Origin of the sequence: Lysinibacillus sp. C5.1 (genome assembly GCF_016350185.1) — a bacterium.
Taxonomy (GTDB): Bacteria; Bacillota; Bacilli; order Bacillales_A; family Planococcaceae; genus Lysinibacillus; species Lysinibacillus sphaericus.
Genome location: NZ_CP066226.1, coordinates 1,142,570 through 1,167,194, shown reverse-complemented (window position 1 = coordinate 1,167,194; position 24,625 = coordinate 1,142,570). Strand labels below are relative to the sequence as shown.

Genomic DNA, 24,625 nt, shown 5'->3' with positions numbered 1-24,625 from the left:
TAGACGTCATCCTCTGATTGTTAGTTTTATTATAACAAAAGATACATGCGAAACGCTTATTTCACCTTTGTAAAGATGCTAGCATTTCGCATGTATCAAAAAAATATCATCTTGTGATTTATCTTGGTCGTTCATCAGGAAACGATGAGGACTCTAAAACAAACCTACCATCGCTGCTTGAGCTAGACGAACTGGAACTAGAACTAGACGAGGATGAAGATGATGATGAGCTTTCATCATTAAAGTTCCATTCCTCTTCGAAATCTAGCGGATGTACACTAATACAAATTGTCATTTCACCCATTACTTCGACAATCGTCTCACGCTCTACTACAATTTCAAATTTCGTGCCACATGGAGAAATTATCGCTTCCATGCAATTTGGTTCTTGTATCACACGCACACGTACATCATCGCCAACTGTTACTTCGCCATCTCTAAAATGCAGCTTTACCTTATCTTTATAGTGAACCGTTTCTGAAAACACTGCTGTTTTCGAATGATTACTATAAGCATACCATACATTAACATCAAACTTTCCTGACACTTCTACAAATTTACCGACTTTTTTTGCTGAACAAGTATGGTTAATTACCCAGCAACCGAGAATGCTCGTCGGTTTATTTGTTGGACATAACGTTACACGTTCTTCTGTTCTCTTCTTCCCTTTGGCAACTACTGCTTTCGTCACGATTTGTCGTAAACGTTTCAGCGCAATTCCTCCTTCGACTCTTTTCACTCCATCATATGCAGGTAGCGCCCATTGGGTGAACAGATTTCATAGAATCTAATTGATTTACTTTCTACAATTTTTTATTTAACAGCGGTCACAGAGGCTCTAATTCAGTGTAGATTCCCTTCTAAATTTCGGCATAAAAATAGCCCGAATGCTGTCATTCGAGCTGTTTCTTCTATTATTTATGAGCAACTACCTGGCTGTGTATTTTGTACATACGAACCCGTTTCACCACGTAACACATCGCCACCTGTTGAACGTACAATTTCGTTTGTCACATTGTTAGCAATTGTATTTGATACTAATTGTAATAAGTCATTGACATCGCCTTGTGATTCTTTAAATTGCTGCACAACAGGAATATCATTAATTTCTTCTTCAATTTTTGCAATTTTGTCTTCAATCATTTTTAACGCTTTTTCTTTACCTAGGTGTTGAAAGTTTACTGCTTGCTTTTGTAAGCTTTTTAAACTTGCAATACGTTCACGAACAAGTTGGTTTTCATTAATTTGTGCTTCCGCTTTTTTGAAAAACTCAACTTCTGGTGTATTGGCAATCATATGCGCAATTTCATGGGATTTCTTAATTAAATCTTCTTTTGTATACAATACTTGAGTCATTTACGCTTCCACCTTTTCATTTTTTACTACTTCCACAAATTCACCAGTTAAGGAATAAGAAGTAGCCTCTATTATTTTTACTTTCACTAACTGACCAATCAACTCTGAAGGTGCTTTAAAATTCACGAGACGATTTTTACGCGTATAGCCAGCAAGCACATCATCACGACGTTTACTTGTTCCTTCTACTAACACTTCAACCACTTCGCCCATCAAGCCTTCTAGCGCTTTTCTAGAATATTCTTGTACGACAGCATTTAAACGATGTAGACGTTCCTTTTTCACCTCTTCAGGTACATTATCAACCATTTTAGCGGCTGGCGTTCCTTCACGAGGAGAGTAAATATACGTAAAGGCCATATCAAAGCCTACTTCACGATATAAAGATAACGTCTCTTCGAATTGCTCTTCCGTTTCGTTTGGGTAACCAACAATAATATCCGTTGTTAATGTAACACCGGGGATAGCGGCTTTAATCTTATCTACTAAGCTAAGGAAATGCTCACGACTATATTTGCGCGCCATAATTTTTAATACGTCATTTGAGCCTGATTGTACCGGTAAGTGAATGTGTTCAACTAAATTGCCACCTTTCGCCAATACCTCGATTAAATGATCATCAAAATCACGCGGGTGACTTGTTGTAAAACGAATACGTGGAATATCTATTTTTCGCAATTCATTCATTAAATCGCCAAGTCGATAATCCATGTCCTCAAAATCTTTGCCGTAAGCGTTGACATTTTGCCCTAATAGCATGATTTCTTTATAGCCTGCAGCAGCTAGCTCACGCACTTCTGCTATAATTTCCTCTGGACGGCGACTACGTTCTTTACCACGTGTATAAGGTACAATACAGTACGTACAAAACTTGTCACAGCCATACATAATATTGACCCAAGCTTTTATGGAACCTAGACGTTTTTTCGGCAAGTTTTCAATAACGTCGCCCTCTTTCGACCAAACCTCCACAACCATTTCTTTCGACATGTACGCTTCTTTTAAAATATTTGGTAGGCGATGAATATTGTGCGTACCAAATACCATATCGACGTGTGGATACGTTTTTAAAATTTTATTGACTACGGATTCTTCCTGTGACATACAACCACAGACGCCAATTAACATTTCTGGATTTTTACGTTTATATTTTAGCAGGAAACCAAGCTCTCCAAATACTTTGTTTTCTGCATTTTCACGAATCGCACATGTATTCAGTAACACCACATCTGCTTGTTCGATAATGTCAGTTGAAGTATAGCCAAGTTGCATAAAAATACCAGCCATTACTTCTGTATCATGCTCATTCATCTGACAGCCGTACGTACGGATATAAAACGTCCGCCCTTCACCCATGCCAGCGAATTGTTCAGCAATTTGGAAGTCTTTATGATACTTCACTTCTTCTTTGCCACGTTTTTTTGCATCTTTTAATGAAGGTGCCGTAAAGACCTTCTCAAAATATTTACTATAATCCTTTTCAGGCTTGTCTTCTTTTTTTGGTTGATTGACTTGTTGACTTGTTAAGCGTTGTTCCTCATTCATTGCAGGTCAGGTAACTCCTTTCAAACGAAATCCGTGCATTCGAATTCCCATTTTACTATTATACTGAATGATTACTACTTCCTACAAGGTTTGCGTACTAAATGTCGTGGTTTTGACTTAAATACACTTTCTTAGCCCGAAGAATTCGACATTTCCTCTTTTGTAAAATCTAGTTGCCACTGCTTGCAACAGAAAAAATCACCGATGACAGGTATCAACGGTGATCTTCGTTAAAGCTCGAGATATTTCTTGGTGCGTTGTTGGAAGCCTAAAAGCTTTTTGACACCCAAAGTTTTTAGCCAATCTGTATTGGCAAATGTATAGTTTCCTAAATCATCTGGGAAGTGGGCGTCTGAAGATACGGTAAACTCGACACCTCGTTTCACGAGAACTTGCAAAAATAGTGGACCGGGGCACATTTCTTTAACGGGATAGCGATAATATAACCCTGCGTTTATTTCTGTAGCGGTTTGTGTTGTGACAAGCGCCTGTGCAATCTGTTCATACCATAAAAGATTAAACGCCTCATCCTGCACATGATAATTAAAGACTTTAAAATTATCCAAATGAGCTACAAAATCAAACATATTAGACTGAATCATTTGCACAACCGTGTTATAAAACTGTGTATACGTCATCTGTAAAGTTGGCTGGTCCATCTTTTTAAATAGATGCTCCGTTTGTGGATTATCAAAACCCCAGCCATCTATAAAATGAACCGAGCCAATTACATAATCCCACGGATGCCCTTGTAGGAGCGCAGTCAATTCTTCTTCACCGCCTACAAAATAATCCGCTTCAATCCCTAATCTTAACTCAACACCTTGCTGACGCCATTTATCCTTTGCCTTGTCAATTGCCTTTACGAAATCGTCCATACTTTCTGTCATCACACTATTTAGCCAGTATCGTTGGAGTTGACCGATTTCTGTTGATTCATCCAATTGCATATAACGCTCAAAATAGGAGCGCGTTTCCTTAAACCGATACAAATGATCCACAATGCCTACCTCTCGTAAACCAAGTTGCTTTGCCCGTTGTAAATATAAATCGAGCCATTCTTCACTATAACATCCATTATGCAATCTTTTAGCAAGCGTTGCCACTTGCCACTCCATTAAAGCTTTCGAGCCATTGTCAACATTTTTTAGGTCATGAAAATTGGCTATAGCTTGTGAAGTTCGCTCCAACCAACGAAAAGAATAAGGACCCTCCTCTAAATGTACATGATAATCAATTGTCATCAACTCTTCCCTCCACTACATACTGTCCATTGTTCTTCGTACGCTTGCCATTCCTCAGGACAAGCCATTTCACACATGATTTCCGTACATTGTGCCAAATCACAAATTTGATAAAATGATTTGCCATTAAGCTTTGATGCATCCGCTAGTAATATACAATTCTTACTTTGTTGAAGCATTTTTTGGGAAATCAAGGATTCATCTAAATCATAATCATAGACAATGCCATCCTGGATGCCCCCGCATGATAAAAATGCCTTATCAAAGTTCATATGACTTAACCACTCCAACGTCATCGCACCCGCAACTGAAGCTTGCCTTGGATTTGTTGTACCGCCTAGTAAAATAACTTTCCCTGTCATCCGTCTTTCTTCAATGGCGAGATTAAACTGTGCGGCGGCGGCAATAGAATTAGTGACAACCGTAATATCATCAACTGCCATTAAGTAATCCGCTATATGGACTGTCGTTGTCCCTGTATCAACGGCAATCGTATCTCCATCACAGATACGCTGAGCAGCCTGACGCGCAATAGCACATTTCGCCTCTTTATGCATTTGCAGTTTTCGCAAAAATGCTGGCTCCGTTCGAACGTTGGTATATTTGATTGCCCCTCCATGCACTCGGGTCAATAAATGCTGTTGTTCTAGCTCATCCAAATCTCGACGAACTGTTTCAGGTGCTACGAGCAGTGTCTCAGCAATATTTGCTACAATAATTTTGCCATCAAGCTCTAACTGCTTTAAAATAAATTCAAAACGTTCAATTTTTGCATATGTCATGACAGTGCAATCACATCTTCCTTCGCTACATAACAGTTGTAGTTTTTACCCAATTCAAGCGTATGCCCACGTTGATGTAACTGCTCCATTGTAAACATACAGTCACCTTCAAGCGTTGTACGGATAATATTGCCACTCATGAGTGACTGTGTCGCTACACCGCGAAGGCAAAGGTCACCTTCCATCATCTCTAAATGAAGAGCTTCTGGTCGTATGGCAAACTTGTTATTATCCCCAGGTAATTTTTCTCCAATCATTGTCTCTAACACTTGTCTAGGAATAACATTATAATGACCAATGAAATTGGCGATAAATTCACTTTGTGGATTGGTATAAATCTCTGTCGGTGTACCATATTGCGCAATTTGCCCATTACTCATCACAAATATTTTGTCTGACACAGCCATAGCTTCATCTTGATCATGTGTTACTAAAATCATCGTCATGCCAAGCTTGCGTTGTATTGCCCGTAAATCGGTCTGCAATTTTTTTCGTATTTGGGCATCAAGTGCACTAAGAGGTTCATCTAAAAGCAATACTTTCGGTCGCACAATAAGCGCACGTGCAAGCGCTACACGTTGCTGTTGCCCGCCGGATAACTCCTTTGGATAAGCATTCGCTTTTTCTGTCAAATGGACGATATGGAGCATTTCTTGTACACGTTGTTCTAGCTCTGTATTATTAACTTTTTGCATCCGCAAACCAAATGCTATATTTTCTTTAACAGTCATATTGGGAAATAGCGCATAAGATTGAAAAACCATGCCCACTTGGCGCTCTTTCGGTTGGACACCATTCATGTTTTGTCCTTCCAATTGAATTTCTCCTGCTGTAGCATTTGTTAAGCCCGCAATAATACGCAAAATGGTACTTTTCCCACAGCCACTCGGCCCTAAAAGCGTAATTAATTGACCTTTTTCAATTGTCATATCAATATTGGATAAGACAGTTGTTTGGTCATATTTTTTATGAAGTCCTTCAATCACAATATAGCTCATAAATTCGTCGCACCTTTCGAACGTTTCGTTAATATCGCAATAGCGAACGTTAATAAGCCCATCAGAACGATATAAATAAAGACAACTGCGCTAGCAATATGACCGCTCGTACTTAGCTTTTTCATTAAATAAATTTGTACCGTTTCAAAGCGTGAGCCGACGACTAAGTTAATAAGTACAAATTCTCCAAATAGTACGGAAAACGATAATAATGCACCTGCAAACAAGCCTGGATAAACGGTAGGCAACAGTATTTTCGTAAATGCCTGTGTTTTCGTTGCGCCTAATAATTGCGCAGCATCCAATAGCTGTCTTGCATCTACATTACGCAAGCTATTGCGCGTGCCTTGATAAATATAGGGCAAAATACCGATTACATAGGCACCCAATACGACCAAGATCATGGGTACACCTATTGTTGAATACACCCGAATCAAGCCAACAGCTAAAATAATCCCTGGAAATGAGTAGACCATTACAACGGCAACTTGAATCCATTTCTCATACTTTGGAAAATACAAAACGATGACAAAAATTGCAGGGACAATAACGATTAGTGCGATGATAACTGCCCCTCCCGCAAGGAGGACAGAGCGGCCAAATGCTTGCATAAATGCCGTATCTTGAAACAGTGTAGCAAGCCACTTGAATGTTAGCCCCTCGGGAAAAATACTTTTATGCCACTTTGACGAAAAAGCATACAGCATTGTCGCTACAATCGGTAATAGCAAATACAACATTAAAAAGAGGAAAATGATATTAGCTAAACTTCTTTTTTTCACTATAATTTCCCCCTCGTCTTTTTAATGCTCCATTCACTTATCAGCATGGCAGTTACCATTGTTACCGCTAGCAATACAGCAATCGCACTTGCCAACTCGGGTTGTGCAAATATATCCCCTTTAATGAGTGCTCCAATACGAATGGCCACTAAATTGTAATTACTATTTGTCAAAGCGTAAGCAGATGCATAGGCACCCATTGCATTGGCAAACAACACACTAAAGGTTCCAACAATCCCTGGTAACATAACAGGTATCCCTACCTTCAGCCAAAACTGTAAAGTAGAAGCTCCTAAAAGAGCGGCTGCTTCCTTCCATTGCTGCTGAATACCATCATAAATTGGATACAATAGCATCAATGCTAATGGCAGTTGAAAATAAATATAAATGAGTAATAGACCACTCCAGCTATAAAGGGAAAACGACGATAAAGCGCCAATTTCCCACTTATCAAATAGCAAAGTAAATAATCCACTATTCCCAAGCAATACAATAAACGCAAAAGCTAAAGGAATACCTGAAAAATTTGATGTTAAATTGGTAAGTATTAAAATTTTCTCCCGTACCGGCTGTGAAAAGTGCGTAATGGCATACACTGCAAACAATGTAACGACGAGCGCAATCACAGCCGAAATAACGGATAATGTCAAACTATTTTTAAAACCTTGTAAAATATACGTATTCGTTAAGACAGATTTGTATTGCGCTAACGTAAATCCTTCGCTATTACTAAAGCTCGTTATCAGCATATACAGTAAAGGCACAAGGAAAAATAACAGAACAAGTAATAAGAAAGGTGTAAGCCAGGCAAACGATTGCCGCTTAGAAATCAAAACAATCACTACTTTCTAACTTAAAGATTTTGTTGCTCTTCGGCTTTCAAATTTATAATGCAAATTGTTCAAAATTCCCTGATATTATTCAATGTTTTATTTTACTGTCTGAACTCCCTCTAATAGTAATGGCACCATTTCCTCTGAAGGCGCTATATTTAGCAGGTGACAGCAAAGAGGTGCCACTTGTAGCTGTGATACTACACCGTCTTTTATACCTGCTTTCACTGTTTGAGAGATGACAAACATCGGTACATGTCGATCCTCCATCGTTGTCCCACCATGATTACCATCACTTGTCATCCCATGATCTGCTGTCACAATGACATCATATCCTTGCGCCATGCATTTAGGTATAAACAACGACAATAGGGCATCCACAGCTAATACACGATTACGATATTGCGCTGAATTTGCTGTAAATTTATGCCCGTCATCATCTACATTCATCGGATGAATATATAAGAAATCCGGTTGTTTTTGGTCCATTAACCATGCGGCATCTGCAAACAAATGGCTATCAGGATAATGATCCTCAAAGTAAAACAAGCCATTTTCAATCGGTAGCTGTTTATCGAATTGTAAACGATCTTCCATATGTTGAAAGGGTGCACGATTATAAAGTTCACTTACCCAATAATAGGCAGCCGCTGCAGTCGATAAACCATTGGACTGTGCTAAATGGAATAAACTATTTTGTGTTGATAAGCGCACCGTCATATTACTCGTGACGCCATGAACAATTGGTGGAGTGCCCGTTAAAATCGTTTCATATAATGGTCTCGATAGTGATGGTACTTCCGAACGTACTTCAAAACGCGAGGCCATCTTGCGTTCTACTAAATGTTGCATAAAGCCCATATGTGTACAGGCAGTATCAAAACGAAGTGCATCAACAACAATGAGGACAACTTTGTTATTATTTGGCATGGATTAATACCTGCTCTTGATACATTTGTGGAATTTGCTTTGTTGTTTCCTCCCACTGCTTTTGGTCGCTAACAGGTTGCGCATTTTTATACATATCTGTTGGTAATAATAAATCCTTTACTTCTTGAGGTAATTGCACATTTTCACGAATTGGTCGGGCATAACCCTTTGCTAAGTTCTCCTGTCCTGCATCCGATAAAATATATTCTCGTGTTAACATTGCAGCATGTGGATTTTTTGCATATTTATTAATAACAGTTGCGTAGCCTGATGTGACAGAGCCTTCCGATGGGACGACTACATCAAAACGTTGCTCATCGATTTGATGACGATAACCTAGTGCATTGAAATCCCATAAAATTGCAACATCAATCTCTCCTTTTTCTAAATTAGCGACTGTTGGATCACCTTGTAGGCGTCCTTGTTTTGCTAATTCCGCAAAAAAGTCGATACCCGGCTGAATATTGGATTCATCTCCACCGAAAGCCATTGCTGCAGCTAATATCGCAAATTGTGCTTGGTTTGCAGTTAATGCATCTCCAATGCTGACATGATAGTCGCCATTTTTAAGATCTTCCCAAGACGTAGGTGGATTTTTCACATTGTTTTTATCTGTTAGAAATGCAATTGTCCCTGTATAACCAACAATCCAATGGCCCTCTTCATCTTTTGCCCAGTCAGGAATATCATCCCAATAGGAAGTTTTGTATGGCAATGTTAGACCTTTATCTTTAGCGATTGGACCAAAGGCAATTCCTACGTCGCCAATATCGGCTGTTGCATCGTCTTTTTCTGCTTCAAACTTCGCTAATTCCTCTGCACTCGACATATCTGTGTCCTGATGTTTGAGAGTGTACTCTGTTTCAAGCTCTTGCCATGTCTCTACCCAGTTTGCCCATGTATCTGGCATACCGACTGAATTGACAGTACCTTCTTGTTTTGCCTTTTCTGTAATTTCATCAAGCGTTAAATCACTTTTGATGTCATTTGCATTAGACGAACTGTCAGAACATGCTGCTAACATAGATATTGCTAATACACCAACTAAACTTTTCTTCCATAGCTTTTGAATTGCCATGAGTTGGACCCTCCATTTGTTTATGTTTATTTTTATTTGCTTACAACAGTAATCTTATAAAACAAACATTAAGCAAGTATGGATGGATTTAAAATATTTAGTAAAAAATATTGATTGTTTATAAATTTATGTGAAGTTTTTTAAGTCGTAGGGGAGTTATATAAAAGATGCTATTCTATCAAGAAGATAAGGAGGAATCCAGTTACGTATGCGCACGTTTGTTTAGTTTTCAGACGTGCACACACCCTAGATGAATCAAGAAAGTCCTAGAAAATCTGCATATGTATGCGGTTCATTTTCCTTTAAAATCGTTAAAAATGTAAAAGCAAGTTGAACAACTGACCACCATTTCATATTATAGGCCATTTCAAAACGGACAGGTTCTAATGTAAAAACGTCCTGAAAAATATGTAGCGGCTCAATTTGTTCATCCTTTAATATAGATAGAAAACCTAAAAACAATGTATGATCTTTCACTTCAATCATTTTCCCATCAACGAGTGCATCGATATTTTCTGGCTGGTGAAATTTACAATGTGTTGCAACATAGCGTTCTAAATCTTGCGCACGTTGTCGTTCTTCTCGTTCCTTTTTTTTCGCAATAAAATCAATGATATTATTCACGAACATCGCCTCTTTTTTTCTTTTATTGTATCATTTTTTCATTTAATTTTACCCGCACACACCCCCTATTAATCATTGGTGCAATAATTTCAGAATTGTTTGGGTGCCTGACACTCAAACAAAAAGACAGAAGGCGTTAAGATATTCCATCTTAATTGCCTTCTGTCTTCATTTTGAAAGCCTCAATCGAGCATAGTGGCTTTCAATGTTTTTACTTACATAAACTCCTGCACAAGTGCATCGAATTCATTTTCGCTCATTTTAATGTCGATATCCGTTAATGGCAACTCAGCGTAGCCAGGTACTTTTTCTTGATAAGAAGTTGTTTCTTTATCTTGATAAATAATACCTGTTACTAAGCCTTCATGCTCCATTACTGTGCGCATTGCCATGCCACGGTCAGCATTATCATAACCTTCAATATCAGCTAGCTTTGTTAAGTTTTCTTTAAACCAATCGTACGTATTCACTTTGTTGTACGTAACACATGGTGAAAATACGTTGATGAAAGAAAAGCCTTTATGGTTAATGCCCGCTTCAATTATAGCTGTTAATTCTTTAATATCCGTTGAGAAGCCTTGAGCCACAAACGTTGCACCACTTGTTAAAGCTACTTCCAATGGTTTTAATGATGGCTCAATTGCACCACCTGGCGTTGATTTTGTAATAAATCCAGCAGCCGAGCGTGGAGATGTTTGCCCTTTTGTTAAACCGTAAATTTGGTTATCCATCACAACGTATGTGATATCGATGTTACGACGGATGGCATGAATAGTATGACCCATACCAATCGCAAAACCATCTCCGTCACCACCAGAGGCAATGACGTTTAAATCACGATTGGCCATTTTCAAGCCTTGTGCAATTGGTAATGCACGACCATGAATACCGTGGAAACCATATGAATTAATGTAACCTGAAATACGACCTGAACAGCCAATCCCAGAAATAACAGCTAGCTCGTTTGGTTCAATGCCTACATTTGCTGCTGCGCGTTGAATCGCAGCCTGCACAGAGAAGTCGCCACATCCTGGGCACCAGTTCGGTTTCACTGTATTACGAAAATCCTTAAATGTTGCCATTAGCGAGTCAACTCCTTCACTCTATTTTCTAGTTCACCTGGTAAAAATGGTGTACCGTTATATTTTGTAATCATCTCAATTTTATCGTGGCCACCAATATTCATTTTCATAATATTAGCTAATTGACCTGTGTAGTTGTTTTCCACAACGATTACTTTTTTCGCTTTCGCTACAAGAGGTGCCATCTCAGCAGAAGGGAATGGGTGAATTAAACGGATATGCGCGTGGTTCACCTTCATGCCTTGTGCGTTTAAACGCTCTTGTACTTCTTCAATCGCTCCACGTGTTGAGTTAAAGCCTACTAATAAAACATCCGCTTCTTCATGTGGTGCATTTTTGTAAACTGGTGTATCAAACTTCAGCGCTTCTAGCTTGCGGAAGCGTTTGTCCATTTGTGCACGACGATTGCCCGTTGCTTCAGATGGTTTCCCTGTTTCATCGTGCTCAACACCAGTAACATGGTGGATACCATTTAAGTGACCTGGTAACACACGCGGCGAAATACCGTCTTCTGTATCTTCATAACGTTTGAAGTAAGCTTTATCTGCTGAAGCATCAATATCATCCGTGACAATTTTACCGCGGCGAATTTCAATTTTATTGTAATCGAATGGTTCAACCGTTTGTTTACCAAGTGATAATTGTAAATCTGTCATTAAAATAACTGGCAATTGTAATTCCTCTGCAATATTAAACGCTTGAATAGTATCAAAGAATGCTTCTTCCATTGTAGAAGGTGCGATGACCACTTTCGGAATTTCACCATGCGTACCATAAAGCATAGCCATTAAATCAGATTGCTCTTGTTTCGTTGGTAAGCCAGTAGATGGGCCCCCACGTTGTGTATCAATCACCACTAGAGGCTGCTCAGTCATACCTGAAAGACCGATTGCTTCCATCATAAGTGAAAGACCAGGACCTGCTGACGCTGTAAATGAACGAACACCACCGAAGTTTGCACCAATCGCCATCGTCGCTGCAGCAATTTCATCTTCTGTTTGAATCACAGCGCCACCGAATTTTGGCAATTTTTTAATAAGGTATTCCATAATTTCAGATGCAGGTGTAATTGGATAAGCTGCCATAAAGCGTGTACCCGCAGCTAATGCCCCAAGTGCTACTGCATCATTACCGATCATAAACATACGGCGTTTACCATCAGCTGGCGCTAATGCCCACTCACCAACGCGATCGCCTAATAATTCATTCATCATGTCATGACCGCGCGCAATGGCCTCCATGTTTTTCTGAACAACCTCTTCACCTTTTTTACCGAAGATGTCATCCACAACATTTTGGAACACAGCGTCTTCTAAGTTTAGAAGTGAAGCAGTAGCTCCAATAGCAACCATGTTTTTCATTAACGTTGTACCTAGTTCAGCTGCCACTTCTGTGAATGGTACGGCAAATAATGGCGCTTTTGAATCCTCTGGCTTTACAGGTTCAAATTTTGCATCGGCTAAAATAATCCCTTTTTCTGTTAATTCTTTATAATTGACGTCGATTGTTTCTTGATCGAACGCCACTAAAATATCTAAATCATCCGCAATGGAACGTACTTCTGTTGGACGAACTGTAATTTTATTATTAGTGTGGCCACCTTTTATACGAGAAGAGAAGTGACGATAACCGTATAGGAAATAACCTAGACGATTCATTGCCATCGAGAAAATCTCACCTGTACTCTCAATCCCTTCACCCTGTTGCCCACCGACTTTCCACGAAAGCTGATGTAACATCTCAACAACTCCTTAAATCCAATGTATACTATTATTTTTTTCCTTCATAAGTTTAACACGAAGAAACGGTCTACACTATTGTTATTCAATGAATTAGACGAAATTCAGACCTTTGACTGAAAATGTTGTTCAAAAAGTTGTAATTTTCAAATCAATTAAGTATAAAAAATTAACTCACTAATTTCAAGTGTAGAATAATTGTATGAGTGACTGGCACGTAAAAAAATCCACTTCGCTTTTTGCGGGCACGATACAAGCCGCAACCCTCAATTTTACGAGGCTTGTACGTTGTGTGTATCCCACAGGAGCATTCGTGGATTTTTACTTTATTCGCCCTACTGACAGAGCGATAAATATTCAGAATTGTTTCGGTGACTGGCACTAATAATCGGTGGGGGTTTCCCCCCACCGATTAAAGTTCTACTTTATTATCGAACACGTTTTTCTACTAGCAGCTTTAAGGCTGTACGTTCTTCGCCTGCAATCAAAATATCGGCAAACGCCGGAGCGCAAATTAAATCTGTGCCACTTGGCGCTACAAATCCGCGTGCAATGGCCACTGCTTTTACGGCTTGGTTAAGTGCACCTGCCCCAACTGCCTGCATTTCTGCTTGCCCTTTTTCTCTTATTACCGCGACTAATGCACCTGCAACTGAATTTGGATTAGAGCGTGACGATACTTTTAATGAATCCACAATTATTCCTCCCCGTTTCGCGAATAGTGTTTACGCTCAACAACTCATGTCCCCCTTTTTGGTCCCCAAGTTATTGTCCGTAGCTCATTTTATGCTCGGCAATATGAAAATAGACTATTTTTCAATTCTTATATATTGTAAAGCCTTAAAAAACGAGTTATTTTCTTTCGTTAAATTAGCTCGACACAACAAAAAAACTACTGCACATGAAAAATGCACAGTAGTTGATCTTACGCCTGAAACGGATAGTCCTCATTAATATAAATTCTTTCACAACGCAATGCCTTTCCTGTCTTGTCATCAATCTCAACAAAAAAGCCACTTAACACATCACGACCCTTTTTTGGTACTTCAAAACGAGACGGCATATTTGTTTGGAACTTGTAAATTACACTTTCCTTTGTCATGCCTAAAATTTCATCATACGGGCCAGTCATACCTACGTCTGTAATATAAGCAGTACCGTTAGGATAAATGCGTGCATCTGCTGTTTGCACATGCGTATGCGTTCCAACGACTGCCGATGCCTTACCATCCAAGTGCCATCCAAGCGCTATTTTTTCGCTTGTCGCTTCTGCGTGGAAATCCACAAATACAAGCGGTGACGTTTTACGAGCTTCTTCAATCAATTGTTCAGCCATTGCAAACGGATCTTCATGCGGTGGCAAAAATACACGACCGTGTAAATTAATAACCGATAATGTAACGCCATTTTTCGCAATTTGCACCATGCCCTTACCCGGTGCCTCAGACGAAAAGTTCGCAGGTCGAATTAAATAATCAGCATCATCAATAAAATCAAAAATATCTTTATTATCCCAAGTGTGGTTACCCATAGTAATAACATCTACACCCATTTGTAATAAATCATTATAAATATTACGTGTAATCCCACGACCTGCTGCTGCATTTTCACCATTTGCAATGACAACATCTGGACTAAACTTCTTTTTTAATCGTGGTAAATATTTTTCTACCGCATCTCGGCCAATTGAACCGACGATATCTCCAATAAAAATTACTTTCATTTTACAAAACCACTCTTTCTATCAATAACACTCATTAGAGTTTACCATTTTTTCTTCATCAATCGCAAAATATAAAGAAAAACCATCACTAAATTATATCCCATGTTTGCATTCGCTTGCTTTAATTTCTCTTTTCAGCTTAAAGCATCTCATCCAACTGACATTCATTAACGTTGATGAAGTACCTGTTTTGTTTTACCAGCAGTTTTTTTGTCGTTAGCTAAGCTTTCTTCCGCATGTACTTGCCCTACTAAATAAGGACCAAACCGCCATTTATTCAGTAAATACGTAGCACAGATAGAACATATCGTGCTGCATAAAAATGTAGTGATAATAACAGTAAATACACTTACATCATCTATAAATTTTATAAAAATAGTTTTTAGTAAAATAATAAAAAGAGGATGTAGTAAATAAATCCCAAATGAGTAACGGCTAATAAAAATAACAAACTTAGGCATGTACCTTACTTTATTTGCAACATAGAACAATAAAAAGGCTACGCTCAATGTATAGGGGATTACATCAATCCTCTTGGAGTGAACTTCAGTAATCAAGCCAGACCATTGACTGGCGAGTAATATACCGAGTGTAAGTATACCTACACTCGGTAGGAAATAACGCAATCGCTGGAGTATCAATAAAAACTGCTCATAGTTTTTACCGCAATAATAAGCTACGACAAAATAGGCAATCCAAGCAGGAAATGGCATCTTATTTAACACATTCCATTCCACTTCTAGATAAGGAAGGAACGATAAATACCGAAAAGGATCGAAAAAATTAAAGACTGCAAGGTAAGAAAAATTAACAAGACATGCCGTCATAATCACTTGGTAAGCACGGTATTTGGATACAACAAATTTTACAAATAATGGATGTAAAAAATAAAACTGAAAGACGATCACGATAAAATACCCGTGGAAATCACCTTCAAAAAAATTTAAAATAATCTTCTTATCAAATTCAACATTAGTCATGCTTATTGAATGAAAAGCCGCATCCAAAAAACCGATAAAAATAAACGGAAGAAAAATATAGTTAAAACGTTTTTTATAAAATTTTTTTGGCAGTTGATGTGGATAGGAATAAGCAATAACAAACTCCGAAATAAAAATAAAGACAGGTGTTCCAAACATCAATGCTAATTGAATAGATGTTAGTACAATATATATTGTATTTTTCTCTATATCGAACAAGTCCAACCCTAAAGTGACACTATGCATTAAAACAATTCCTAAACAGGCGACAAACCTTAGTAAAAATATTTCCTTCACAACTGGCTTCATTTTTCCACCTGCCATTTCTAAGCAATCCATCTATTTTCATTCGAGTGTTCTAGCTTGTATGCCCTCCTCACTACCAAGAGAACGCTGCTAGTCATTGGAATACACGTTTTAAATGCAGCAAAATTTCCCGCATCGTTGTAGGTTGGAACATAAAATTCCCCATCACAACTACTAAAATGGTCCATAAAGAAATGCATATAGCTGCTAAAAACCATGCCTTTGCGCTCACAATATGTAGTTCGATTAAAAATAAAAATGGGGATGCCGCGATAAATGCCAAAACACAATTCAGCGCTATTTTTTTAACCGTAATACGTACGGAATTTTTTAATATTTCTTTAGATGTATATAAGATTAAGTCACAAGTACGATAGGCATACGAACACAGTCCGCCTATTAAAATGCCTTCCGCCCCTAAAAATTGCACTAAAACAAAGGACACAGAAAGATTAATGGCCGCTTCAATCATAGCTTGATTTTTTGTCTCTTTAAAATGCCCTGCCGAATTCACTAATGTATTCGCAGGAATTCGTATTGCATTGGCAATGCCTACTAGGACAAAGAGTGCAGCTAACCATGGTCTTATATAGTTTGCATCCTCAACACCCGCTGTATAAATCGTGATAAAAGGCAAAATTAACAGAGCTGTACATGTGTAACCGAAAGCAACGACTGCAAAAAAAATACATTCAAAATGATGAAAATGTCGTTGCAGTGCCTCTTTTTCTTCTTTTACAAGTATGTCTCCAAAGGCTGCTAACATCGCACCGGAGAAAGCTGAAATAAATAATGTAACAGCATTAAATACCATATTGTATACAGTAAATACACTAACCTCTGCAAGTCCAAGAAAAATGGTAATTAACATAAACGGTGTATTAAAAACAACAAGCGAGGCGATTTGATGGATTAAAGCATCCCATCTTTTTTTTATAGCTGGTGTATTTGGTGTTACTTTACTATTAAAATATGGGTATTTTTTTTGGACATATACTTTTAAAAAAAGAATATCTAGTAATAAAAGAATGCTAGAACTGCCAACTACAATAATGACTGAAAAGCCAAGGGTTAGTAAAGTTAGGGATAGCATTGTACTAACAACTAATAAACATGTTTGAATTCGGAACACAATATAGCTTTTTTGATCTGCTGTTAGCAAAACGTAATATTTCCCAATCAAAAAATATTCCCATACACCACTGATACCTAAAATCAGCACCATATAAAATGCGGTTAGAGGTGACACATCATCCTTTACCAACAGCGGATAGAACATAGCCAACAAGGCTACTAATACAACAAAAACCATACCCGAACGTCGATAAAAATAATGCGTGGCTGAAAGGATGCCATTTATCTGTTCTTTGTCGTTCATAGCTAATGGTTTGTAAAGTGCTGCGACGGATGCACTACCGATACCCGCTTCTACAATTTTTAAATAACCTAAAAATTGCTTAATCGATGTAACAAGTCCATTCGTAGCAGAACCGTAAGTCGTCATAAATAATCGAGGCAAAATAAAATTCATCACGGCGGTAACAACTTGCAACACGACATTGGAAAATAAGTTTAATAAAATTTTCCTTGTTCTCATTTTGCTCCCTTTATAGTCTTACTAATATTGGTTTTTTGTTTGACCCTAGCCAATACATATAGTAAAAAAATAGATTGTCTCTTTAATAAAAAAATGATTAGTTTCACTTTGAATGGCAATTTATTTAGACAAATTGCCTGTAACACCTCAGTAATGTCGCGATGTTTAAGCATTTTTTTGAGAAAGGCTCTTTTTTCACGTAAGGTTTTCTCATTCTCTCGATGCAATTCATTCTGGACTCCTGCAATCACTAAATAGGTCAAATAATACTGTAGTTGATTTACAAAATAAGGGGCTGGGGATAACTCTCTCAAATGTTTATATAAGACAAGTGTTTTCTCAAAAAACTGCTGATCATAGCTAGCTGTCATAGAAGAAGGATTTTGGCGATAATGATAAAGATACTGTTTGTCTAATAAATAGATACTTTTCGCATTAAGTAAACTTGGATATGTACAGGCAACATCTTCCCCCATGCGTATTTGATCGTCCACTTGATATTGAAATTTTTCAAGAAGTGACTTTTTAAATAATTTATTTGAAACAGAAGGAAATAATCCAAACTGATAGTATTGCCCCGCATACAGCATAATCGAGTAAACTTCTTCTATCATCCTATCCTTTTGATATAATCCAGGTTTCACAACTTGCGTAGCTTTAACTTCATAATCTTGATAATTTTCTATAATATCGCAAATAACAATATCTACGTTAAAAGCCTGTGCTGCATCACATAGTGCTTGATACATGTCCGCTTCAATCCAATCATCACTATCTACATAGCCAATATATTTTCCTTTCGCAATGCTTAGACCCGCTTTGCGCGCACTAACAAGGCCACCATTTTCTTTATGCACAACAATAATTCTTGCATCACGTGCAGCATAGTCGTCACATATGTTGGGACTATTATCCGTTGAGCCATCGTTGACCAGTATTAATTCAAAGTCCTCAAATGTTTGTCTTAAAATACTATCTAAACATTGCCGTAAATAGAGCTCCACATTATAAATAGGCACAATAATACTTAATAATGGCACTGCTTTACCTCCCAACCTCATGCTCCTGCGTTTTATAAAGTGCTAAGGCAAACATAATCATTAAAATATGAAAAGGGAAATAATCCATAACGAACGAATCAAGTACAGTATTAGCTATTAACATAATATAGAGAGGAATTGCGTTGATGGTTAGGTATTGAAAGTTTGTTTTACTATTACTAATGTTTTGACGGAGAACTTTAGTTAAAGTGAAGATATAGAGTAATGCAAGTGCTACTCCTACTACACCAAGATAATAAGGCGTGGATAGATACATTGTATGTGCCATTTTTGCAGTAGAGAAGCTCGTGCCAAACCCCGCTCCAAAAACAACGATTTTCGTACTTTGTAAAATTTCTGTCGCAAACATATTCCAGCTACTCACTCGACCAGTCGTAATAGCATCTGTCGATGTTCCTGCACCAAAAAAGCGAACCCAATAAATTTCGAATAGTCTCTCGTAAAAAAAAAATAACGAAACACTTAACACTACGACGATAAACGAAGCAAATTTAATCGCTGTTTTAACATTGTGCTTTAGAAACATAATGAACGTTAATAAAATGAATGTGATAAATGTGATAATAAACATTTTAGAATAAGTAAATACACCAAATATAGCTAAGATTATAATAAGCACAATCGGTGTAACTTCTATTTTATTGTCGTAACAATAAAGAACGAGTAAGCACGCAATAGCTATTAGAATTTGCAAACTAAAATAATTCGGATCTAAATCTAAACCTGTAAACCGTGTATTAATGGTACTTGTCGTTTTTACTGTATTAACGATTGTCATGGACTCAATAAAGTGATTAATCGCTGGAACCGAAAAACTTACCCACCGTACGAGAGCAGCGCTTAATAAGCCTACTGCATAGACATACGTATATCTTCTAAAATAACCCTTAGAATCGATGAACAGAACGGCAAAAAAGATGACACTATAATTTAATACAAAGCCAAACGCTTCGATAACATTGCCACTACTAAACAGTGTTGCCATAACAGCAAAAAACACAAAAAGAACATACGTTAAAACAAGCTGTGTTGAAATCCTCTTCTTGTGTATAAAGAGTGTTACTATACTTAACACAATATAAAAAAAGCATAGCACGACAAAAAGTGAGTGACCTGTTAACTCAAACTTTATGACATACACCCATGAAATAAAAAACAGTAAATAATCAAGTCGATGTGGTTGCTTATCCAACAGCATCGCTGTCATTACAAATAGGATAAAAAGCCAAAGAAAAAGCGGATTATCTGTATACATTTTTAACACAACAAAAATACTGGAAACAATACAGAGCAAAATACTATAATTTTTTCTTTTTACTATCATTGACGATCAAACTCCAATACTAATTGCTCTCGTGCCTTTCGATTTGTATAGCTATTTTCTTCAATATACTTTTTCATCTTGTCGAGACAATCCTTATTTTGGATGATATTAGCAATGACCGCGTAAATATCCTCTATATCCCCATCTGTTATCAATCCATTGAAACCATGTTGTATTTGTTCACCTGCTGCTGCAAAATTCGTCGTAATAACGGGCGTTTCTAATATTAATGCCTCGCCAACTACCATCGGATAACCTTCATACGCTGAAGTTAATATCAGGACATCGCTTTCTTTAATAAACGGATATGGATTATGACATTCCCCAACAAATTCAACTACATCATCTACACCTAATTGTAATGCTAATTGTTGATTAAAAAGTAAGTCTGGTCCATCACCTATAATTCGCCAATGCAATCGCCCGATAGAAGACTCTTTTAAAAGCTTACATATATATGGAATAAGGTCGAATCTTTTTGTGGCATTGTCCATTCTACCAACAGATACTAAATCCATCGTTCCTTTTTCAAATGGCGTATAATATGTTGCTAACTCTTTAATTTCCGCTATCGGAAAAAAATTGTAGACAACTTGTATTTTATGTTGATAGGGCGGGAGAAATTTTAGTAAATTTCGCTTACATGCTTCAGAAACACAAATTAATCTATCAAAATTTTTATAGGTTTTGATACAAACCTTATAATTAAAATTTGCTCTTAATGGATCGGTATGTATCCATGCAAGCTTTTTATGTGCCTATACAAATTGATCGACGAATAAATTTGTACCTCGGTTAAAATAACTATTTGGTGCGTCATTAAAATAAGAAATGGCTATATGATAGTGTTTACTAGGGCGATGATTTTTTAAAAGTAATGTATAAAAGTTGTTGGAGCCAATAATGCGTACAAGCAACATACATACTATGCGCAGCAAAATATGCCAGACATTTTTTCTCTGTTTCACGACATAAAAGGGGGTAGCGATTAGTTGTAATAATAAGTTGCCGATATTTACATTGACGTTAGGAGGGATGTCCTTTAAAAGCTCACCTTCACCAAATGTAAAAATATCAATTTCATATTGTTCATCAACACTAAGTTCTTTTAATGTATTAATTAACGCCTTTTGAATACCGCCCATCTGAAAATTTTGCGCAACAAATAATATTTTCATAAAGTCTGAAATCCCCCTAAAATCCAATATTATATGTGCTATAAATGGCTATACAATGTAATGATACGCTTTTCCATTTCGCTCCAGCTATAGTGGTCTTCATATAACAGTTTCATTTTACGAGAGATCTCTGGCCATTCTTTTTTACGCTCAATTAACTTTTCAATAGCTTGTTGTAAACTATGTTGATTATAATCAATTAACTCTCCTAGATTATGTGCTGCTACTACTTCCGACATTCCAGTATTTTTCACCATAATTAAAGGTTTTCCGAGCATCAGTGCCTCATAAAATTTATTCGGTGCTGCATAATAGTGATTAGAAACTTCGGGGTCGTAAATGGCAGTCATAATGTCACAACTATTTTCTAAAGCGAGTGTTTTGTCATACGGAATCTTCCCGTAATAGAGGATATTGTCATACTTTTGCGCGAGTTCGGCCAATCCGTCTGCATACTCGCCAAATCCGCCAATATGCAATTCATAGTTTCTATTTGCTTTTACTATTTCAACTAGTTCTTTAATAAGTCTTTCCTTGGCTAATATGCCAACATAGACTATTTTTACTTTATCTTTGTTCAACTGTACGTCATGATTTAACGGCATAGGAAGTGGCGTATTATAAATCACCTCTATTTTTTTGGGTGATGCATTCGCTATTTGACCTTTTCGTTTTTCTGTACAAATAATAACAGCATCCACACGATTCAACAGAGCGATATCTATCTTTTCAACAATCTTTCCTATCATTGCTGGCCCATGAAAGGGAGCAGTAATGGAATCAAACATATCATAAATAACTTTTTTACGGAGTAACTTCCCGCATATCGTGCCGATAAATGCTGTATCGAAGTCACAAGCGTGTATAATATCATAAGTATTTTTATGTTGAAGTAGCCATTGAAATAGTTTTATTTGAAATCGCAATAGTGGAAATAAATTTTTTTTAAATCCGCCACCAAAAGTAGCAGGGATGCCAAACCTTGTGATTTTAATGGGCTGTGTACGCTTTAGAAATTGTACTTTTTCCTTATATTTGCTATCTCTATCCCAAGCTACTATTTGTACATGCCAGTTATTTTTTATAAGGCTGTCCACTTCCTTTTCAACTCTAGGATCTGGAGATATTGGATTACTTCTCATAAAAACAACTCTCATCCCTACTGTCCCCTTATTTATTTAATCCCTTCTATCAGTCATGCATGTTTAATTTTTGCTTATTTAAAATAATCTCCAACCTTTTTTTGTAAATTGATTGTCAGGTTCATATACGATGACAGGCTGATTATGGATGATTCGTGCATTATTGGCTAAAAAATCATCCACTGCATCTAATTGTTTGTGCTTTTCTAAAAAGCGAAGTCCTTTTTCAAATAACAATGGGCGTGTCATAACATTATGCACATCCGAACCGTATGTATGAACGAGGTTCGAGCGAACTAATCTCAAAGAGAGCTGTTGAATGGATTTGCCAAAATGGCCAGCTAAACTGCCTGCGGTTATTTGTGCGAGTGCCCCCTCTCGTATAAGTTGCTCCAAGCAACTTGGATCTTCTGCTATGGCTGTATTGCGTTCTGGATGTGCAATGATTGGTGTAATACCCGCTGTCAATAAATTGTAAATCATTGTTCGTGTATATGTCGGTATGTAACCTGATGGAAGCTCTAATAATAAGTAATTCGAATCGGCTAATGTGTGCAACTGCCCGCTCTCTAACAACGCTAAAATATTCCCCGCCAGTCTCACCTCATGCCCAGGATAAAGTGTTAACGACATGTGTCGGTTGTCAATTTCCTGCTGTAATTTTATAATTTGTTCATTCACTTCATGAAAAGGAACATTATATAACGGGTGCAGGACATGTGATGTAGCTATCATAGCTGTAATGCCTTCTGCAATGGCTTGTTCAAATAATTGGAATGTCTCCTCTACTGTTTCTGGACCATCATCAACATTCACTAAAATATGGCTATGCATATCGACCATTACATTTCACTTCCCTATCTATACCCATATCCTAACGGTAATAGTGATCATAATATTCGCCTAGTGGTGTTTTATAATTATTTAAAACGACACCTAAAATATTCGCCTTTGACGCCTCAAGACTTAATTTTGCTTTTAGTACGCTTGTATTTTCCACTACACCACTATTGACAATTAATAGTGTGCCATGGCATTTATTAGCTAAAATTTGCGCATCCGTGACCGATAGCAATGGCGGAGCATCAAAAATAATGATGTCAAAATCTTTTATCAGTTGAACAATGACGCTATCCATCGTTTTAGAAGCTAAAAGTTCTGCTGGATTAGGAGGAATTGGTCCGCTTGTCATAACAAAAAGATTCGTAATCTCTGTACTGTTTAACACTTCTGCCATTTCATATTGTCTAGTCAGTAAATTTGATAGTCCCCTTATATTGGCTAAGCGAAATGTATAATGCATAGTTGGCTTACGTAAATCTGCATCAACAATTAATATCTTTTTTCCTTCTTGTGCAAAGACAACGCCTAAATTAGCCACATTTGTGGACTTCCCTTCGCCCGGTGTGGCAGATGTCACTAAAATGGTTTTGATTTCTTGGTCGGGCATTGCAAAGGTAATGTTTGTTCGGATGGTACGAAATTGCTCTGAGACAAAGGAATTACTATTTGCAACTGTCACAAGCTTCCTGCCCATTTTGGCTAGTTTTTTTTTATTTGCTCTTTTATGTTGAAACATTGTTACTCCCTCCTTCTGTTATGGGATTTAATCATATATTTTTATAGGTTGCATCGTTTATTTTGCTAATGATACCCATAATCGGCAAGCCAATGATTTCTTCGATATCTTGCTCTGTCTTAACGGTTGTATCCAAGCATTCTAGTAATACAGCAAAGCCAGCGCTTACGATGAACCCTAGCATCGCAGCAACCACAATATATAAATTTTTGTTTGGCGCCACTGGCTCAGGCTCGTCATCTAATGTCGCTACTGACAAAATATTAATATTATCTATCGTCATTAACACTTGAATCTCCTCTTGAAATACCCCAGCTACTGTATTGGCAATATTAACTGCCATATCAGCTTGCTTGTCTTGAACGGCAATATTCACAACTTGAGAATTACTCGCACTCGATACAGTAATCTGTTCTTTTAATTTTTCTGGTGTACTATCTAAATGAAGTCGGCTAATCACTTTCGATAAAATAGCAGGGCTTTGAATAATGACATTATACGTATTAATTAAACGCAAATCCGTTTCCACCTGTTGTACACCTAAACGTGATTGTTGGTCGATATTTTTTTGATTTACTAACAGCTGCGTTTGTGCTTCATAAGTAGGCTTTATGATAAAAAAACTAAAGAACGCCGTGACTAATGCTAAAAAAAGTGCAAAGCTCATAATATACAGCAATTGCTTTCGTACTATTTTCACTACATCTTGCAAGGTGATAGTTTCTTGCAACGACCCTCACTC

25 protein-coding genes are annotated in these 24,625 nt (G+C 37.4%); all 25 read right to left on the bottom strand.

The genetic code is table 11. From position 1 onward, the window contains the following. Positions 1-118: 118 nt before the first annotated feature. Positions 119-739 carry an outer spore coat protein CotE gene (gene cotE / locus I5435_RS05355; RefSeq protein WP_201262133.1) on the bottom strand — a complete coding sequence of 207 codons (621 nt, stop codon included), beginning with the start codon at positions 737-739 and terminating at the stop codon, positions 119-121. A 179-nt stretch (positions 740-918) separates the two neighbouring features. Further along, on the bottom strand, positions 919-1,356 hold the full coding sequence (locus I5435_RS05350) for a YlbF/YmcA family competence regulator (RefSeq protein WP_069510014.1): 438 nt from the start codon (positions 1,354-1,356) through the stop codon (positions 919-921). Then, positions 1,357-2,901 carry a tRNA (N6-isopentenyl adenosine(37)-C2)-methylthiotransferase MiaB gene (gene miaB / locus I5435_RS05345; protein ID WP_229388811.1) on the bottom strand — a complete coding sequence of 515 codons (1,545 nt, stop codon included), beginning with the start codon at positions 2,899-2,901 and terminating at the stop codon, positions 1,357-1,359. It lies immediately after the preceding gene. A gap of 230 nt (positions 2,902-3,131) precedes the next feature. Continuing rightward, on the bottom strand, positions 3,132-4,145 hold the full coding sequence (locus I5435_RS05340) for a histidinol phosphate phosphatase domain-containing protein (RefSeq protein WP_337983347.1): 1,014 nt from the start codon (positions 4,143-4,145) through the stop codon (positions 3,132-3,134). Then, positions 4,145-4,927: a DeoR/GlpR family DNA-binding transcription regulator gene (locus tag I5435_RS05335; protein WP_025218832.1), complete on the bottom strand. Its 783-nt coding sequence runs from the start codon at positions 4,925-4,927 to the stop codon at positions 4,145-4,147. The genes I5435_RS05340 and I5435_RS05335 overlap by 1 nt, the downstream gene beginning before the upstream one ends. After that, complete coding sequence (locus I5435_RS05330) at positions 4,924-5,925, bottom strand: ABC transporter ATP-binding protein (RefSeq protein WP_025218831.1); 1,002 nt, start codon at positions 5,923-5,925, stop codon at positions 4,924-4,926. Before I5435_RS05330 ends, I5435_RS05335 begins: the two co-directional genes overlap by 4 nt. Beyond that, complete coding sequence (locus tag I5435_RS05325) at positions 5,922-6,707, bottom strand: ABC transporter permease (protein ID WP_024361944.1); 786 nt, start codon at positions 6,705-6,707, stop codon at positions 5,922-5,924. The genes I5435_RS05330 and I5435_RS05325 overlap by 4 nt, the downstream gene beginning before the upstream one ends. After that, entirely contained in the window at positions 6,707-7,537 is an 831-nt protein-coding gene (locus I5435_RS05320) for an ABC transporter permease (protein WP_370510656.1), read from the bottom strand. The genes I5435_RS05325 and I5435_RS05320 overlap by 1 nt, the downstream gene beginning before the upstream one ends. Before the next feature lie 99 nt (positions 7,538-7,636). Next, positions 7,637-8,470, bottom strand: coding sequence for an alkaline phosphatase family protein (locus I5435_RS05315; RefSeq protein ID WP_024361946.1), 834 nt, complete (start codon positions 8,468-8,470; stop codon positions 7,637-7,639). Then, positions 8,460-9,548: an ABC transporter substrate-binding protein gene (locus tag I5435_RS05310; RefSeq protein WP_337983346.1), complete on the bottom strand. Its 1,089-nt coding sequence runs from the start codon at positions 9,546-9,548 to the stop codon at positions 8,460-8,462. Before I5435_RS05310 ends, I5435_RS05315 begins: the two co-directional genes overlap by 11 nt. Before the next feature lie 255 nt (positions 9,549-9,803). Continuing rightward, positions 9,804-10,178 (bottom strand): 2-oxoglutarate ferredoxin oxidoreductase subunit beta, encoded by a 375-nt coding sequence (locus tag I5435_RS05305; protein ID WP_227665416.1) that lies wholly within the window; start codon positions 10,176-10,178, stop codon positions 9,804-9,806. A 209-nt stretch (positions 10,179-10,387) separates the two neighbouring features. Then, positions 10,388-11,254, bottom strand: a complete 867-nt coding sequence (locus tag I5435_RS05300; RefSeq protein ID WP_024361949.1) for a 2-oxoacid:ferredoxin oxidoreductase subunit beta — start codon at positions 11,252-11,254, stop codon at positions 10,388-10,390. Then, positions 11,254-12,993 (bottom strand): 2-oxoacid:acceptor oxidoreductase subunit alpha, encoded by a 1,740-nt coding sequence (locus I5435_RS05295; protein WP_337983345.1) that lies wholly within the window; start codon positions 12,991-12,993, stop codon positions 11,254-11,256. Before I5435_RS05295 ends, I5435_RS05300 begins: the two co-directional genes overlap by 1 nt. A 428-nt stretch (positions 12,994-13,421) precedes the next feature. After that, positions 13,422-13,688: a stage V sporulation protein S gene (locus tag I5435_RS05290; protein WP_010858535.1), complete on the bottom strand. Its 267-nt coding sequence runs from the start codon at positions 13,686-13,688 to the stop codon at positions 13,422-13,424. 230 nt (positions 13,689-13,918) lie between these two features. Further along, positions 13,919-14,716 (bottom strand): TIGR00282 family metallophosphoesterase, encoded by a 798-nt coding sequence (locus I5435_RS05285; protein ID WP_024361951.1) that lies wholly within the window; start codon positions 14,714-14,716, stop codon positions 13,919-13,921. A 167-nt stretch (positions 14,717-14,883) separates the two neighbouring features. Then, complete coding sequence (locus I5435_RS05280) at positions 14,884-16,035, bottom strand: acyltransferase family protein (protein WP_337983344.1); 1,152 nt, start codon at positions 16,033-16,035, stop codon at positions 14,884-14,886. Between the two features lie 61 nt (positions 16,036-16,096). Then, positions 16,097-17,599 carry a lipopolysaccharide biosynthesis protein gene (locus I5435_RS05275; RefSeq protein WP_337983343.1) on the bottom strand — a complete coding sequence of 501 codons (1,503 nt, stop codon included), beginning with the start codon at positions 17,597-17,599 and terminating at the stop codon, positions 16,097-16,099. Next, a complete protein-coding gene (locus I5435_RS05270; protein ID WP_337983342.1) occupies positions 17,596-18,639 on the bottom strand; it encodes a glycosyltransferase family 2 protein in 1,044 nt (347 codons plus the stop codon). The genes I5435_RS05275 and I5435_RS05270 overlap by 4 nt, the downstream gene beginning before the upstream one ends. Before the next feature lie 4 nt (positions 18,640-18,643). Next, on the bottom strand, positions 18,644-19,984 hold the full coding sequence (locus I5435_RS05265) for a hypothetical protein (RefSeq protein WP_025218826.1): 1,341 nt from the start codon (positions 19,982-19,984) through the stop codon (positions 18,644-18,646). Then, on the bottom strand, positions 19,981-20,502 hold the full coding sequence (locus tag I5435_RS05260; protein WP_337983341.1) for a glycosyltransferase: 522 nt from the start codon (positions 20,500-20,502) through the stop codon (positions 19,981-19,983). Before I5435_RS05260 ends, I5435_RS05265 begins: the two co-directional genes overlap by 4 nt. A gap of 240 nt (positions 20,503-20,742) precedes the next feature. Continuing rightward, the gene (locus I5435_RS05255; protein WP_337983340.1) at positions 20,743-21,162 is read right to left on the bottom strand and encodes a glycosyltransferase family protein; all 420 of its coding nucleotides are present in this window, start codon (positions 21,160-21,162) and stop codon (positions 20,743-20,745) included. A 38-nt stretch (positions 21,163-21,200) separates the two neighbouring features. Next, positions 21,201-22,319: a glycosyltransferase family 4 protein gene (locus I5435_RS05250; RefSeq protein ID WP_024361957.1), complete on the bottom strand. Its 1,119-nt coding sequence runs from the start codon at positions 22,317-22,319 to the stop codon at positions 21,201-21,203. A gap of 63 nt (positions 22,320-22,382) precedes the next feature. Then, positions 22,383-23,147, bottom strand: a complete 765-nt coding sequence (locus tag I5435_RS05245; RefSeq protein ID WP_025218824.1) for a tyrosine-protein phosphatase — start codon at positions 23,145-23,147, stop codon at positions 22,383-22,385. 31 nt (positions 23,148-23,178) lie between these two features. Beyond that, on the bottom strand, positions 23,179-23,883 hold the full coding sequence (locus I5435_RS05240) for a CpsD/CapB family tyrosine-protein kinase (protein ID WP_337983339.1): 705 nt from the start codon (positions 23,881-23,883) through the stop codon (positions 23,179-23,181). Between the two features lie 31 nt (positions 23,884-23,914). Beyond that, positions 23,915-24,613, bottom strand: a complete 699-nt coding sequence (locus tag I5435_RS05235; RefSeq protein WP_337983338.1) for a YveK family protein — start codon at positions 24,611-24,613, stop codon at positions 23,915-23,917. Between the last annotated feature and the right edge of the window lie 12 nt (positions 24,614-24,625).

What these genes read in the sequence shown, in the direction of transcription:
- I5435_RS05250 (WP_024361957.1), bottom strand. Translation starts at nt 22,319, where the DNA reads ATGAGAGTTGTTTTTATGAGAAGTAATCCAATATCTCCAGATCCTAGA.
- I5435_RS05255 (WP_337983340.1), bottom strand. Translation starts at nt 21,162, where the DNA reads ATGAAAATATTATTTGTTGCGCAAAATTTTCAGATGGGCGGTATTCAA.
- I5435_RS05260 (WP_337983341.1), bottom strand. Translation starts at nt 20,502, where the DNA reads ATGGATTTAGTATCTGTTGGTAGAATGGACAATGCCACAAAAAGATTC.
- miaB (WP_229388811.1), bottom strand. Translation starts at nt 2,901, where the DNA reads ATGAATGAGGAACAACGCTTAACAAGTCAACAAGTCAATCAACCAAAA.
- I5435_RS05315 (WP_024361946.1), bottom strand. Translation starts at nt 8,470, where the DNA reads ATGCCAAATAATAACAAAGTTGTCCTCATTGTTGTTGATGCACTTCGT.
- I5435_RS05285 (WP_024361951.1), bottom strand. Translation starts at nt 14,716, where the DNA reads ATGAAAGTAATTTTTATTGGAGATATCGTCGGTTCAATTGGCCGAGAT.
- I5435_RS05335 (WP_025218832.1), bottom strand. Translation starts at nt 4,927, where the DNA reads ATGACATATGCAAAAATTGAACGTTTTGAATTTATTTTAAAGCAGTTA.
- I5435_RS05340 (WP_337983347.1), bottom strand. Translation starts at nt 4,145, where the DNA reads ATGACAATTGATTATCATGTACATTTAGAGGAGGGTCCTTATTCTTTT.
- I5435_RS05310 (WP_337983346.1), bottom strand. Translation starts at nt 9,548, where the DNA reads ATGGCAATTCAAAAGCTATGGAAGAAAAGTTTAGTTGGTGTATTAGCA.
- I5435_RS05245 (WP_025218824.1), bottom strand. Translation starts at nt 23,147, where the DNA reads ATGGTCGATATGCATAGCCATATTTTAGTGAATGTTGATGATGGTCCA.
- I5435_RS05300 (WP_024361949.1), bottom strand. Translation starts at nt 11,254, where the DNA reads ATGGCAACATTTAAGGATTTTCGTAATACAGTGAAACCGAACTGGTGC.
- I5435_RS05305 (WP_227665416.1), bottom strand. Translation starts at nt 10,178, where the DNA reads ATGTTCGTGAATAATATCATTGATTTTATTGCGAAAAAAAAGGAACGA.
- I5435_RS05265 (WP_025218826.1), bottom strand. Translation starts at nt 19,984, where the DNA reads ATGATAGTAAAAAGAAAAAATTATAGTATTTTGCTCTGTATTGTTTCC.
- I5435_RS05330 (WP_025218831.1), bottom strand. Translation starts at nt 5,925, where the DNA reads ATGAGCTATATTGTGATTGAAGGACTTCATAAAAAATATGACCAAACA.
- I5435_RS05275 (WP_337983343.1), bottom strand. Translation starts at nt 17,599, where the DNA reads ATGAGAACAAGGAAAATTTTATTAAACTTATTTTCCAATGTCGTGTTG.
- I5435_RS05295 (WP_337983345.1), bottom strand. Translation starts at nt 12,993, where the DNA reads ATGTTACATCAGCTTTCGTGGAAAGTCGGTGGGCAACAGGGTGAAGGG.
- I5435_RS05240 (WP_337983339.1), bottom strand. Translation starts at nt 23,883, where the DNA reads ATGTTTCAACATAAAAGAGCAAATAAAAAAAAACTAGCCAAAATGGGC.
- I5435_RS05350 (WP_069510014.1), bottom strand. Translation starts at nt 1,356, where the DNA reads ATGACTCAAGTATTGTATACAAAAGAAGATTTAATTAAGAAATCCCAT.
- I5435_RS05280 (WP_337983344.1), bottom strand. Translation starts at nt 16,035, where the DNA reads ATGGATTGCTTAGAAATGGCAGGTGGAAAAATGAAGCCAGTTGTGAAG.